We start from the raw sequence: 15,027 nt of genomic DNA on the forward strand, positions 1-15,027 counted from the left end.
AAATCCGAAAGGGCAAAAGTGGACGACTTTTACGCCGCCCGCGACAACACTATGCCGTCGCTACCGTGGCCGAGTATTGCTCCGCCGTTCACAGAATTGATAGCATGTCACATTTTGTACCACTCATACATGCAGATGTTAATGCGCCCGCGCTTCGCTGGATGTTCAATCACGGACGGGATGTTGATGCGGCACTGCAAGCCGTCGATCTTCACTGGTATGCACATCAGTCGACCCTGACGCGCGCGATACGACGCTGGACGGGCCAAACGCCCAGACTCCTGCGCGAAAAGGGGCGGCACTAGGACATATACAATGTCTTGTAAATCCGTCGAACTCGACGAGATACGCCAGCATCAACAAGGCCCTTGTTTCGGCACAGATCGAGTATCGCAAACGGCTGGGTAAGCGGCTCGGCGTTGTGGCTTTTGGCGGCGTGGCCGGTGTCGATGGCGGGTTCAACTCGCTTGATGATGCCGGGTCGGCAGTCGGCCTGGGCCTGAGATACAGGGTGTCCAAGAAATTCCCAGTCGACTTTGCCGTGGACGGCTCGGTCAGTGATGAAGGGGACAGTTTGCTCTACATCTCCGTGGGGCAGAGGTTCTAAGGACGGACCGACGAGACGTAATGAGCGGATTGGCTTCTGCAACATGCCGCGAAAGCATTCGTTTGCCAGCACTGGAGCCTGCGACCGCTTCCCCCAACGCAGCTCGTGACCAATTATATGCCAATGAATGATTTGCGCGCGTGGCACCGACTGGTGGACCCTCAACTCGCCCACAAAGCGTTCTCTGAACGCCGGAGCACTTGGTCGACGCGCCTGCAAACGAGAGTCTTGATTGTGCCTGAATGGCAGCTTGTTAAAAGACCACTCGGTCAGTGTGCGGCCGCATCGCACGTCCGCCCTCCGCCCGTCATGTCGACGACCCGATACTTGCTGCACGCGCACAACGGTCCACGAAAGGCCACTCCAGCCACTTTCCACCCGCCGTTCAATGGGACGAGTAAAGGCAACCGTCCCCCCTCCCCCCCTGCGTACAAAACCCGTGTACAAAACGTACGTCCTGTACGCGCCGACCCTCAGGTCAGCCCCATATCGCGGGCGATCATGGCGGCTTGGGTGCGGTTCTTGGCGCCGAGTTTGCGGGACAGGGTTTTGAGGTGCAGCTTGACCGTAACCTCTTGAATATCAAGGTCTCTTGCGATTTCCTTGTTGGATTTTCCGTCCAGAACGCCGACCAGAACATCCGTCTCTCTGGGCGTGAGGTGCACTTTCCCCTCCGCCTCCGTATCCCCGGATTCAAGAAAATCTAGCGGCGTATAGGTCTCTCCCAACAACATATGGTGGACAGCAGCCACCAAAGACTGTGGATCCAGCGTTTTCGGCAAAAACCCCGCCGCCCCAGATCTGAGCGCCCTGCGCGCCACCTCCGGCGTCCCCGTCCCCGACAAAATCGCCACCGGACACCCCGCCCGCGATTTCATCACGGAAAGGCCCGACAGAGAATCCATTCCGGGCATCATCAAATCAAGCATAACTAACTGAAAAGGAACATTTTTCTCTTGGACCTTCAATGCGCTCTCCAGGCTCTCGGCCACGAAAACGTCAAAGCCCCCCTGCACCCGGAGGTACTCGGCGATCATCTCACGCACCAGATCGTGGTCATCGGCCAGCAAAAGTTTGGTCATCAGCGCATCTTCCCTCTGCCACCGAATTTCTGCTTATTTTTCAGATAATAAGCTGCACTCGGCGCCATGACAATTGTTCGGCAACCCCCATCAAGGTCACCCATATCCTCTGCACATGTGGCAAGTTCCATGCCAATCCCCTCGCCGCCCCTATCTTTCGGGATAGGAGACTGGTCAATCCCTGGAAAACAGCAGCATACCTGCAAGAGCAGTGGTGGTTCCCATGGTCCCACCCGTCCACGTCATCCCCTTGGCCCAACGCCAGGCTCCACATTCCAACAAAGAAAAGCAAAACTGTAGCGAAAGGCCAAACGGCACGTCTCTGCGCCATAAAACCAACAAAATGCAAGAATACAAATACTTGGCCTCCGGGCAATCAACACTCCCCAGAGCTTTGCTGGGCGCCACGTTCGCTACAAGATGGAAAGGCGCTGAAAACCCATCGGTCTAGGTGACAATTGATCACACTGATCGATATACAACCATAGCGCTAATTCGACCCAAGGTACTGAACTTTTTTCCGGGGGCGCGTTTGGCATACTTGTCGGTTAGTGGCCAAAACAAGTTGTATGTATGTAACGAATTATAAGGCAAATCATGCACGCCTCGAGACTTCACACGTCACCAACTCGGCATCGCTTGTTACTGATCACGCTAAGCGCGTTTGCGATCGGCTGCATGTTGGCGGCGGTGGTTCTGACCAGCAAGGTTTTCGTACAACTGGACGACTACGGCATAGCAAACCAAGACAATCTACAATGGACGACATCGCGCCTAGAGGTTGACCAGATCAAGTACTTGGCCGCATTGCAGACCTTGACAGCGCCGGACCCTGAGCAAATCAATCACGTCCGGCGTCAGTTTGATGTTCTCTACAGCCGAGCAACTGCCCTAAGGAACGGCAGGGTGTACCGCGAAGCTTTGGCACAGGATGTTTCTCATGCAGACCTTGACCGCATCGGAGACCTTCTTGCGAGAATGGTGCCTCTTGTGGATGCGGATGCGGCAACAGTATTTCAACAACGAGACCGCCTGATAACACTCGGTCTGGAAATGGCCGAGCCAATTCGAAGCATAGCAACGCGGGGACTGGCCGCAGATGCCAAGCGCTCGGATTCGGAACGCGCCGGACTGACCGCAAAAATTCTTTCGATGGCGGCACTCAGTGTCATGATGCTTGCCGCTCTCTCTTCGCTCTTATTCTTGGTTTGGCGCCTGTATCGCAGCTATCGCAGGCAGGCCGAGCAAAGTACGAGTACATCAAACCGGCTGGCGACCATCCTCAACACCTCGCAGGATGCCGTTCTGGTCGTTGGCCCGGATGGGCGCATCGAAGATACAAATGCGCGCGCTGGTGACTTGCTGGATCTTTCAGAAGATCCTGAAACTCCAGTCGAACTAAGCAAATTTCTCTTTTATAAACAATCTGATGGACGGCTGAAGCCAATTGATGCAAACGTATTGCGAGAGACATGCGTCGATGGTCCAGTGCGCCGAGAGGATGTGATCGTTCGCAATTTCGCAGGCCGCGAGTTTGCAGCTGAGTTGTCGGCGGATCTTGCAAAGCGGGGCCAAACCACAATTTGCATCTGCTTTGTTCGGGATATTTCCGAACGGATCGCGGCCGAGGCCGAAATCGCTAGCTCCCGCGACCGGGCACTTGCAGGAGAGAGAGCCAAAGCACGATTTCTCGCGATGATAAGTCACGAAATGCGCACACCGCTGAATGGTATTCTGGGAGCGCTTGAATTGCTGGACGATACTGGATTAACGCCCGAGCAGGAGAAGTTCACCCGGATCATGCGGTCGTCGGGTCAACTCCTCTTGACGCAGATCACCGATGCGCTGGATTTGACCCAAGCCGCTGCGAGACAGATCGTCCTGCGACCTGCGGCCTTTGATCTGGACCAATTGCTGGAAGAGTTGGTTGAAACCCAACAGGGGCCGGCACAGGCCCGACGAAATGCCCTTCGCCTGCGCACACCCGACTCTGGACTCGGACGAACCATAGGAGATCGGGCACGGATCTACCAAGTGCTCCTCAATCTCGTTTCGAATGCAATCAAGTTCACCAAGGATGGCGAAATCACGTTGGACGTGACGCGACATGACCCAAGCCAGCACGGTTTGGACGAGGTGGAATTTCAGGTCGCAGACACCGGCATTGGCATAAGTGAGACCGACCTACCGAAAGTGTTTGATGATTTCATGCGTGTTCAGGACATCTCGGGTGACAGACCCGAGGGGACGGGTCTTGGCCTCGGCATTGCACGCCAACTGGTCACCCTTATGAAAGGCACCATTGGCGTCGAAAGTGAACTTGGAGAAGGCAGCCTATTTTGGGTGCGCCTGCCCTTGCCCCCGGCAACAGGCGTGGTCGCAACGCACGAGCCTCCTCAGGTCGCCCTGCCCCCAATGACAAAATCCGATAGAACCCTTAACATCTTGGTTGTCGAGGACAATGCCACTAACCGTCTTGTGCTGGAGAGCATGCTGACCAACGATGGTCACAAAGTCCAGCTTGCCTGTGATGGCATGGAAGGGTTGGAATGCGCGGCAGCTGAGCAATATGACTTGATCTTAATGGATATCAGCATGCCACGGCTGGACGGAAAGGAATCCACGCGCCGTATCAGAGCCAGCCAGGGCCTAAATTCAAAGACACCCATCGTCGCTCTGACAGCGCATGTACGGGCAGAGGACCGCGGCGATCTGGAATCCGCGGGCTTTAACCGGGTCGAGACGAAACCTCTGCGTCGCGAAGCGTTGCGCGCCGTCATACATCAGACGGCCACCCGAGGAGTCAATTCCGCAGACACGACAAACTGTGTTGATCCCGCATACCTAACGCAGTTGCGTTCAGCCTTGCCTCAAGAGCGGATTGACCGGCTTATCAAAGAGTTCGAGGCCGACGGCTCTGCGATCCTCGTTGCACTTAATCAGCGAGACAGACGGTCCAACAACGACCTCGCAGATCACATACACAAACTTGCTGGCACGGCCGCCTCCACAGGCGCGCTCAGGCTACAGGCCCTCCTGGGGCTCACAGAAGTAGCCCTGCGCACTGGAGACGAGTCCACAATAGCAACAACCACCGTGGCAATCCCAGAGGTGTTGCAAGAGACGCTGGCACAGCTCAAAGAGCACAACCGGAAACGCTGAAAAACTCACTAAGAGTTGCCTTTCATCTGGCTTACTATAGGTTCCACATCATACAGTTCACTATCAGACTTCCCGCGTCATCGCGGGGCACCAGAGAACGGGACCCCGGCCAATATGAAGATATGGAAACAACTGGTCGTACTTGGTCTGGTGGGTGTAGCAGCTTACGGCGGGTATTTGGCATACCAGACCTATTTCGCGCCCAGCAACACCGCAGAGACAGCGCCTGACGGAGAGCGACCTGTAACTGTTGAAGTGACATCAGCCGAAAGACGTACGATTCAAGAGACAATTGAAGCGGTTGGCACGACGCGCGCCCTGCAATCCATCGACATTGTTCCAGAAGTCGACGGACGCTTGATCGCGCTCTCCATCTCTCCGGGGACGAAAGTTGAAAAAGGCGACGTCTTGGCGCGCCTTGATGATACGATCGAGCGCGCGGATCTAGCCGAAGCCGAGGCTGTTCTAATTGAACAGCGTCAGACCCTTGAGCGCACACGTCAGTTGCGTCAGACCAGTGCCGTGTCAAAAGCCACCGAGGAAGAGGCGATCGCGCGTCTCGCAGAAGCTGAGGCAGAGGTGGAGCGCGCACGCAGTCGGCTTGACGATCGGACCATCACAGCGCCCTTTGGGGGCATCGTCGGGCTTAGAAACTTCGATGTGGGCGCACGCGTCACAGAAGGCGAGGTTCTCACCCGGCTCGACGACTTGAGCCAAGTCGAAGTCGAGTTCTCCCTGCCCGAGATGATCTATGGGCAGGTGCAAAAGGGGCAACCGCTGACGGCGCGCAGCGCGGCCTTCGCAGATCGCGTGTTCAACGGCACTGTGGATGTTGTGGACAGTGGCATAGACCCGGTCAGCCGCGCCTTTCGCACCCGCGCGCTGATTCCAAACTCGGATAGCACACTCCCTGCAGGCATGTTCCTGTCACTGACGCTGGTCCTATCAGAGAGCAATGAAGTCACGGTACCGGAAGAGGCAATCGTTTTTCAAGCAGCCGAAACCTATGTTTTTGTCGCGACGGACGGCAAAGCCAGCCGCCGTATCGTGATCGCAGGACAACGTAAGGATGGGCAGATCGCCATTATCTCAGGACTAGAGGCCGGTGAGTCCGTGATCATACGCGGTCTGCAACGGGTGCGTGATGGTACTTTGCTTAAGATCTTAGAAGCCGACACCGGTGCCACTGCGGAAACCGATATGCCCAAGCCCGAGAGTGCGACATGACCCTCTCTGACATCTCGATCAGACGGCCCGTCCTGGCTGCGGTGGCAAGTCTTCTCATCGTGATATTCGGCATGGCTGCCCTACGCGATATTCCGGTGCGGGAACTCCCAGACGTAGATAATGCGGTCGTCACTGTCACGACAACCTATCGCGGTGCAGCCCCTGAAGTCATCGATACCGACATTACGGAAACGGTAGAGGGCGCCATAGCCTCCATATCCGGCATCCGCACAATCAGTTCTGAGAGCCGCCAGGGAAGATCAAGGGTCACCGTCGAATTCGAGACCAGCGTCGACATCGATGTTGCGGCAAATGACGTCCGCGATGCTGTGGGGCGAGTGAGTGGTGATCTGCCTGAAGAGGCGGATGAACCACAAGTAGTCAAGAGTGATGCCGATGCAGATCCCGTGATGCGCCTTGCTGTCACGTCGGACCGCATGTCCACAGCCGAGATTACCGATTATATTGACCGATTTGTCGTGGACAGGTTCGCCACTCTTGACGGCGTCGCAAATGTCGAAATCATTGGTGATCAACCGTTTGCAGTCCGCATTTGGTTGGATCGAAGAGCCCTTGCCGCGCGCAACCTGACGGTGGCCGATGTCGAAGCGGCCTTGCGTCGCAATAATCTCGAACTGCCTGCGGGCGACGTGGAATCGACCAACCGCCAACTCACAGTCCGTCTCAACAGCCGATTGCGCAGCATTGAGGATTTTCGTGACATCGTCCTAGACCGGATGGCCGGATATCCAATCAGATTGCGCGATGTGGCGCGTGTCGTGCCGGGAGTTGCAGACGATTCAACCATCGTTCGAACCAATGGCACCGATGCTGTCGGCGTTCAGGTCTTGCGTCAGAGCCAGTCTAATACTCTGGCAATCTCCAAGGCTGTACGCGCCGAAATCAAGACATTGGCGCCCAACCTGCCTGCAGGCATGAGGATTATAGTTGGGTCCGATGACGCCCTTTTCGTCGGAGCCTCAATCCGCGAGGTAGTGGTTGCTCTGTTTATTTCGCTGGCACTCGTGATTGCGGTCATCCTCCTTTTCCTACGCAGCATCCCTGCCACGCTTGTGCCGTTTATCACAATTCCAGTAGCATTGATCGGAAGCTTCTTGCTGATTGGAATTTGGGGGTTTTCGCTCAACACGCTAACCCTTCTGGCGCTTTTGCTGTCCATTGGTCTTGTTGTGGATGACGCCATTGTTGTTCTTGAGAACATCCAACGCCGCATTGAAGACGGGGAAAGCCCTCTCGTAGCCAGCATGCATGGAGCGCGGCAGGTTACATTTGCAGTCATTGCAACCTCGCTAACGTTGATTGCAGTTTTTGTGCCGCTGTCCTTCATGCCCGGTCAAGTAGGAAGGCTGTTTGTCGAATTTGGCTGGGTTATGGCTGGAACGGTGGCGATCTCTACGTTTGTCGCGCTTTCCGCCTGCCCGGCGCTTGCTTCAAAAGTTCTGAGCGCTCGCAAGTTGCGCGCCAACGCTGCCACCGGACCACGTCCACCAACGATGATTCAACGCATTTATCGTTCGCTCTTGACCCGTGCTATTGGCATGCCTCTTGTCATCCTGCCCTTGGCACTTGTGATAACGGCAGGAGCCGTGCTCTTTTATGATGGGCTTCCGCGCGAACTTGCCCCGCGCGAGGATAGGGGGGTGGGCTTCGTGCCGCTGACGGCGCCACAGGGGTCGACCGTCGCACATTCCGACATGGCCGCCCGTCAGGTTGAAGCCATTTTGGAACCCCTGAGAGAGTCCGGTGAAATTGAAACCGTGTTCAGCTTTACTGGTTGGGGTGGTCGCCCGTGGCGGTCATTTGTTGTCTTCCGTCTCGCTCCTTGGGAAGAACGTGAGCGGTCTGTATCCGAGATCGTGTCGGAGATTGCTCCGCAGATGGGGAATGTGACCATTGCGCGCGGCTTCCCTGTAACACCTGCGGGGCTTGGCTTACGCGGAAGTTCTACACCAGTCCAGATAGTGATCGGAGGCCCCGATTTCGAGAGCGTCAAACACTGGGCCACAACTTTTCTAGAGCGTGCAGAAAGTGTCGAAGGCCTTGTGAACCCAGAGATCAACTTTGACCAGAACCTGCCGCAACTCGATATAGAGATTGATCGTGCGCGCGCCGACGATTTGGGCATATCCGCGGATGCGATTGCGGCCACGTTGCAAACCATGCTCGCATCGCGGGAGGTTACGACATTTGTAAGTCGAGGCCGTGAATACCCCGTCCTTGTTCAGGCCGAAGATGAAGATCGCCGCTCCCCCACCGACATCACGAATATCTTCGTTCGGGCCGGAGACGGTGAGACATTGGTTCCTTTGGGGGCTCTTGTAAGACTCAAGGAAAACGCTGCGACCCCGTCACTTCGACGCTTCGACCGTTTGCCCTCGATTCAGCTTTCGGGCGCACTGGCACCCGACGCCGAACTTGGCGACGTGCTGAGCCGACTAGAGGAAATTGCGGCAGAGATTCTGCCACCCGAGGCCAAGTTGGGATATGATGGCCAATCGCGCACCTATCAGGATACCTCAGGTGGCGTTGGTCTCGTGTTCCTTCTAGCGCTGCTCATCGTATACTTGGTTCTTGCTGCACAATTCGAAAGCTTTGTGCACCCACTTGTCATTATGTTGACCGTTCCCATCGGCATCGCCGGCGCGATTTACGCAATGGCAGCAGGCGGATTGTCGCTCAATGTTTACAGTCAGATTGGAATTATCCTGCTGATCGGGCTCATATCCAAGAATGGCATCCTGATCGTGGAATTTGCCAACCAACTGCGCGACGAAGGATACGCCGTGCGCGAAGCAGTGATCGAAGCCTCGGTGCTGCGTCTTCGTCCCATCATGATGACGGCAGTTTCAACGATTTTAGGAGCCGTTCCGCTGATTACAGCCTCTGGAGCAGGTGCTGAAAGCCGGATCGCAGTCGGCACCGTGATCATCGCGGGCCTCGCCATGGCCACGACGTTGATGCTCTTTGTGACGCCAATTCTATACGATCTGATGGCCGGTTTCACCAAACCACGCGGCGCAGTTGAGAAGACTCTCGACGCTGCGCTGGCCAAAAGCCATCAACCGGCGGAATGAAATTTTGTCCTCTTCAAAACGCCGGGCGCGGATTTGGCTCTTGGCAAGGGTGGCAATCCCTCCTTCGCAATGCGATAAAACGCGCAAGCTAGCGGAGTGCATCTCGGGTGATGAAGTCCCATTCAAGACTGTTAGGAATAGCGGCCCTTTGCGTAGGGCTCATGCCTTTGTTCGCTCATGCAACAGATGTGTCATTCTCCACACCCAACGCCCCAAAGTCATTCTCGGAGAAGCTGCGCAGTGCATCGCTTGTGATGACCACTGCCGCTCAACAAGAGGCAACGGCGCAAGATCTCTTGGCCGCAGCCCAGGCAGACTACGGGCGATTGATTGGCGTCCTTTATGCTGAAGGCTATTACGGCGGGGTGATCAGCATCCGGGTGAATGGACAGGAAGCCGCCAGTATACCACCCCTGCGGGCCCCAACCGAGATCGCGCAGATCGATATAAGTGTTGACCGGCGGACGGCCTTCACTTTCTCAACGGCTCGGGTGACCCCACTCCCACCGGATACGAAGCTGCCGGAAGGGTTTGCGACGGGCAATCCGGCCAGGGGCGAGTTGATCGGAGAGGCGACACGAACGGGGATTGCCGCGTGGCGTGCCTCAGGTCATGCCAAGGCCCTTGTTGCCGATCAAACTGTTATCGCTGACCACGCGGTCTCAACGCTAACCGCTGACATCGCTCTTGATCCGGGTCCACGTCTAAGATTTGGGGCGCTCGAAATCTCAAACGAAGGCGACACAAGCCGCGTTCGCCCATCACGTATTCGGGCCATCGCAGGCCTTCCCACTGGCCGAGTATTTTCACCCGAGGATCTGGACGAGGCTGCCACACGCCTACGTCGATCAGGGGCTTTTCGTTCTGTAGTGATGACCGAAGCCGAGAGTCCAAATCCGGATGGAACACTCGACATCACAACTCGTGTGACCGACGCCGAACGTCGCCGCATCGGCGCGGGCGCGGAGTTGGCGTCATTGGAAGGTCTTACATTATCTGGCTTCTGGTTGCACCGAAACCTTTGGGGCGGGGCCGAGAGGTTGCGGATCGATGGTTTGATCGGCGGTATTGGTGGTGACTCTGGCGGTGAGGATTACCGGCTTGGCGTGCGTTACGATCGACCCGCAACATTCACCCCCGACACAGGCCTTTTCCTAGAAGCTCGCACTGAAGGAAATGATGAGCCTGACTATCGCGAGGCAAAGATAGAAATCGGCGGCGGTCTGAGCCACATCTTTTCCGATGAACTGAGCGGCGAGCTCGGCATCGCCTACCGCTATTCCGACATAAGTGACGATTTGGGAGCGCGCAAACTGCAACACTTGCTGTTTCCAGGCAGCATCACATGGGATCGGCGCAACGATCCGTTGAACGCAACATCCGGGATTTTCCTCGAAGTGACGCTGACACCGTTTATCGGTCTTGATCAAGAGAGTGGCGACGGCGCGCGAATTTATGCGGATGGACGACATTATCGCAGCTTTGGTCCTGACGATCGCTTTGTCCTAGCGGGACGGGCGCAAATCGGATCAATCGCGGGTGCAACCGTTGATGAAATCCCAGCTGACATGCTCTTTTACTCTGGGGGAGCGGGCACCGTGCGTGGTCAGAGTTATCAGTCGCTCGGTGTTGATATCGCACCCGGCGTCACCGTGGGCGGTCGTGCGTTTGCTGGTTTCTCAGGCGAGTTGCGCGCTAACATCAACGATAAAATTCAGGCCGTGGCCTTTGCTGATACGGGATTTATCGGACAAGATGCGCTCGGCACCGGACGTGGTCGTTGGCACAGCGGCGCGGGCTTTGGCGCACGCTACTTCACTCCTGTCGGCCCAATTCGTGTGGATATAGGCACGCCTCTTGGCGACAATGTCGGTGAAGATTTTGAGATCTACATCGGCATCGGACAGGCCTTCTGATGGCACGCCTTATCTCCATCCTCTCGATCGCACTCGCCTGTCTTGCGCTGCCACTCTTGGCGCAGACGCCTGAACAGGACCGGGGCTATCTGCAATCCCTGCTAGAGGACAACCTGTCGGGCGCCGGTCGTGATGTACGGATCATCGGGTTTTCCGGGGCGCTCTCATCACAGGCTACAGTGGACGAACTAACCATCGCCGACAAAGACGGCATCTGGATCACATTGAATGAAGTCACACTCGACTGGACGCGTTCGGCGCTCTTGCGAGGTAGGGTAGAGATCAATCGTCTGACCGCGCGTGAAATTGTGCTGGCCCGGCTACCACAGGCCGAAGAGGCACTCTCGCCCGAGATGGCTGAGGCCAAGCCCTTTCAACTTCCTGAACTGCCAGTCTCGGTCAACATAGGAGAGATCAGCGCCGAAACACTCAGACTTGGTGCACCCATCCTCGGAGAAGAGATTGACCTTCAACTCTTGGGAAGACTGTCGCTCGGAGGGGGCGAAGGCGCGGCTGAGATCGACGTGACGCGCTTGGATGGGCGCGGTGCTGTTCAATTAGACGCGAGTTTTGTGAACGAGACCGAAGTCCTAGCTCTAGAGCTATCTCTTGAAGAGGACGAGGGCGGCATTGCAGCTACTTTGCTGCAACTGCCTGATCGGCCCGCGTTGTCATTAAAGATCAACGGTACGGCCCCTTTGAGCGATTACGTTGCGGACATTCGCTTGGCATCTGACAATGAGCCACGCCTGACTGGTCAGGTGACCCTTCGCAATGTGGACGCATCCGAGACGCCCATCCAGGCATTTTCTGCAAAGCTGAGGGGCGATTTGACGCCGCTCTTTGCCGCCGAGTATCGCCCGTTCTTTGGCACGAACAGCCAACTTTCAGTCGAGGGTCAGCGGCAGAGCGGTGGGAATCTTGACATCGAAGAATTCAACCTTTCTGCGGCTCAGATCAAACTCGATGGCTCACTTTCACTTGACGCAGCCGGATGGCCTGTACGGTTTGCCCTCAACGGCGAGTTGGGCAATGAAGGCTCCCCCGTCCGCCTGCCGATCACCGGTCCCGCCACGCATGTTACAAGCGCGACGATTGAGGCGCGGTTTAATGCCGCGCGCGGCGACCGTTGGCGGGCCAAGGTCGCCATGACTGGATTCGAGAGGCCCGAAGTCGGTATCACAAGCGCCAATCTCTCTGGCCGCGGCGTATTGCGGCAGACCGCACCGCGTGGCGTTACTGCACTGGCCGAGTTTGATGTATCAGGCCTGAGGCTAGAGGACCCAGCCCTCGCTGAGGCGGCGGGAACAGTGCTGTCGGGGCTTGCGTCGCTCGACTTTACCGAAGGTGGCCCGCTCAAGTTGCTCGGACTGCGTCTCGACGCAGGCGCCGCACAGCTCACGGGCAACGGACAAATAGCGGAGTTGGCCGCAGGATTTCCAGTATCGGGCACGGTAACTCTCGAAGCTCCGAACCTGTCGCGGTTCGCAGCGCTTGCAGGTCAAGACATCGCTGGTGCGGCGCGCGCGACGATTGCTGGCTCAGGGAGCCTGCTGGGTGGAGATTTTGACATCACACTCGACGCCGAAACTGACGGCCTCGCCTTTGGAATATCGCAGGTCGATCCGTTGATCGCCAACCCAGCAACGCTTTCCTTGGCGGCCCGCCGAGATACGACAGGCACCGATCTCAGCCGGTTCCAGATTGACAATGATACCATTCGGGCCACGGCGTCGGGGCGCCTTAGCAGTGAAAGCGGCGCGCTCAGCCTTGCCGCGCGGCTCTCAGATCTTTCTCTCTCTGATCCTCGCCTCTCCGGCCCCGCAGAACTCAGCAGCAACGTGTCATGGCAGGCCGGCGGCGACATAACCTTGAACGGACTTGACGCACAGCTGATGGGCGCGCGCCTGCGTGCCGATGCAGCCCTCTCCCCCGAGACACCGGGGCTGCCCGTAAGGGGGAAGCTCAGGGCGGAAATCGAAAATCTGGCGCGTTTCAATGCACTCGCGGGTCAGACCCTGCGCGGACAGCTTGACATGACGCTCGAGGGCTCAGCCAAGGACAGTGCTCAGGATGTGGCTCTTAAAGCCGCGATGAACGGGCAAAATCTGGCGACCGGGATCACCGAACTCGACAAGCTCATTGCCGGGCGCCTGACGCTCACCGCAGACGCCGCCCGTCGCCCGGAGAGGATCGAGATCACGAGTTTGGAGTTCGAAACTCCACAGGTCTCTCTATCGGCTGGATCCGACAGTCCCGGCGCGCCGGTTGAGTTCACCGCGCGCCTCGCCAACCTTGGGCTTTTTGCCCCAGAGTTTTCGGGCCCCGTATCGGCAAACGGAAGCGCTAGGCTGATTGGCGATCTGGCACAACGCATTTCTCTCACGCTGTCCGCCACCGGTCCCGGAGGCACAACGGCACAAGTCTCCGGCGATATCGTCGATCATGCGGCATCCGTTGATATCGCCGCTAATGGTTCCCTGCCTCTCGCGCTTGCAAATAGTTTCATTCAACCAAATGCGCTTCAGGGAAGTGCCAGCTATGACCTTCGGATAAACGGCACCCCGTCTCTTGGGGCGGTGTCTGGCCGCGTTACCACGTCTGGAACGCGGATTGCCCTTCCGGGCACGGGTCTTGCCGTAGAGGACATCAGCGGGACAGCGACGCTCGGTGAGAGCCGCATGCAGACTGATTTCACCGCTCTCATGAGGGATGGCGGGCAAATCCGGATCACAGGCCCGATTGCGTTGACACCGGGCTATGCTGGCGATCTGCAAATTGGTTTGACCGATCTCATGCTCAGCGATCAGTCAATTTACACGACATCCGTCAATGGCAACATAGCTGTGAATGGCCCGCTGACGGGAGGCGCCCGGATTGGTGGAACGCTGACGTTAGGCGAAACCAATATCCGTATCCCTTCGGGCCTCGGTCCCGCATCTGTGTCCCTTGAAGATTTGAAGCACGTGAACGAACCTGTTGATGTCCGCGCGACCAGGGAACGCGCTGGCCTTGTAAAGGCTCCGGGCACGGGCCGCGCACGGCCCTATCTACTCGACCTCTCAATAAATGCACCCAATCGGATATTTGTGCGCGGTCGCGGGCTGGATGCGGAATTGGGCGGCCAACTGCGCCTAGCTGGAACCACCGAGGCCGTCGCACCGGATGGGTTCTTCGAACTGATCCGCGGACGGCTCGACATTCTGGGCCAGCGGTTGACCATGACCGAAGGACGAGTCACGTTGCAAGGCTCGCTTGACCCGTATCTCCGTTTTGTCGGGGAAACCGAAACCGATGACGTTACCGTTCAGGTGATCATTGAAGGTTTGGCAAGCGCACCAGAAGTTCGCTTCATCTCTGATCCCGATCTACCGCAAGAAGAAGTTGTCTCACGCCTGATCTTCGGGCGCGGCCTCGATAGCATATCACCATTCCAAGCGGCTCAGATGGCCTCTGCGGTGGCCACTCTCTCAGGTCGGAGCGGCGGCGATGTTGTAGGTAAATTGCGGAATGCCGTCGGTCTGTCAGATCTTGATGTGTCGCAGACCGATGATGGAGGAACAGAAGTAAGTGCGGGTGCCTATATCTCAGACAAAGTCTATACTGAAGTTACCGCAGACAGCGAAGGAAAGCAGCGCATTAATCTAAACCTCGACCTGACCAACAGTCTAACGGTCAAAGGAGGGACGTCGAACGATGGCAACTCAGGGATTGGTGTGTTCTTTGAACGAGATTACTGAGGACGAATACCTGAGCACATTCACTCAATAGCCATGATTGAGTCCTAAAACACCTTGCACGTACAGCAGGCGCCTTTGTGGACCAGAGGATCGGTACGATGGGGTGTCAACGGCGGAGTAAAATTCGGCCATTGTGGCGGAGCAAAAGTCGGCCAGTTTGGGGCGAGCGCCTTGGAGCGTGCGGCCCTCATATAGCAA

8 protein-coding genes are annotated in these 15,027 nt (G+C 57.0%); 5 read left to right on the forward strand and 3 right to left on the reverse strand.

Annotation, left to right across the window (positions count from 1 at the left end; translation table 11 throughout):
- Nucleotides 1–301: 301 nt before the first annotated feature.
- The 3 genes from ACSSVY_RS21410 to ACSSVY_RS21420 form a co-directional block, all read right to left on the reverse strand.
- Entirely contained in the window at nt 302–652 is a 351-nt protein-coding gene (locus ACSSVY_RS21410; protein WP_454271963.1) for a hypothetical protein, read from the reverse strand.
- Between the two features lie 428 nt (nt 653–1,080).
- Complete coding sequence (locus ACSSVY_RS21415) at nt 1,081–1,689, reverse strand: response regulator transcription factor (protein ID WP_454271964.1); 609 nt, start codon at nt 1,687–1,689, stop codon at nt 1,081–1,083.
- The gene (locus tag ACSSVY_RS21420) at nt 1,689–1,820 is read right to left on the reverse strand and encodes a hypothetical protein (RefSeq protein ID WP_454271966.1); all 132 of its coding nucleotides are present in this window, start codon (nt 1,818–1,820) and stop codon (nt 1,689–1,691) included. The genes ACSSVY_RS21415 and ACSSVY_RS21420 overlap by 1 nt, the downstream gene beginning before the upstream one ends.
- Nucleotides 1,821–2,328: 508 nt before the next feature.
- Here ACSSVY_RS21420 and ACSSVY_RS21425 point away from each other — a divergent pair.
- From ACSSVY_RS21425 to ACSSVY_RS21445, 5 genes are all read left to right on the forward strand, one after another.
- Nucleotides 2,329–4,851, forward strand: coding sequence for an ATP-binding protein (locus tag ACSSVY_RS21425; RefSeq protein ID WP_454271967.1), 2,523 nt, complete (start codon nt 2,329–2,331; stop codon nt 4,849–4,851).
- Between the two features lie 114 nt (nt 4,852–4,965).
- Complete coding sequence (locus ACSSVY_RS21430) at nt 4,966–6,078, forward strand: efflux RND transporter periplasmic adaptor subunit (protein WP_454271969.1); 1,113 nt, start codon at nt 4,966–4,968, stop codon at nt 6,076–6,078.
- Nucleotides 6,075–9,173: an efflux RND transporter permease subunit gene (locus tag ACSSVY_RS21435; protein WP_454271970.1), complete on the forward strand. Its 3,099-nt coding sequence runs from the start codon at nt 6,075–6,077 to the stop codon at nt 9,171–9,173. The genes ACSSVY_RS21430 and ACSSVY_RS21435 overlap by 4 nt, the downstream gene beginning before the upstream one ends.
- A 296-nt stretch (nt 9,174–9,469) precedes the next feature.
- Entirely contained in the window at nt 9,470–11,089 is a 1,620-nt protein-coding gene (locus ACSSVY_RS21440; RefSeq protein ID WP_454271972.1) for an autotransporter assembly complex protein TamA, read from the forward strand.
- Nucleotides 11,089–14,829 carry a translocation/assembly module TamB domain-containing protein gene (locus tag ACSSVY_RS21445; protein WP_454271974.1) on the forward strand — a complete coding sequence of 1,247 codons (3,741 nt, stop codon included), beginning with the start codon at nt 11,089–11,091 and terminating at the stop codon, nt 14,827–14,829. Before ACSSVY_RS21440 ends, ACSSVY_RS21445 begins: the two co-directional genes overlap by 1 nt.
- The last annotated feature ends 198 nt before the right edge of the window (nt 14,830–15,027 follow it).

The organism is Roseovarius sp. MBR-51 (genome assembly GCF_053628575.1).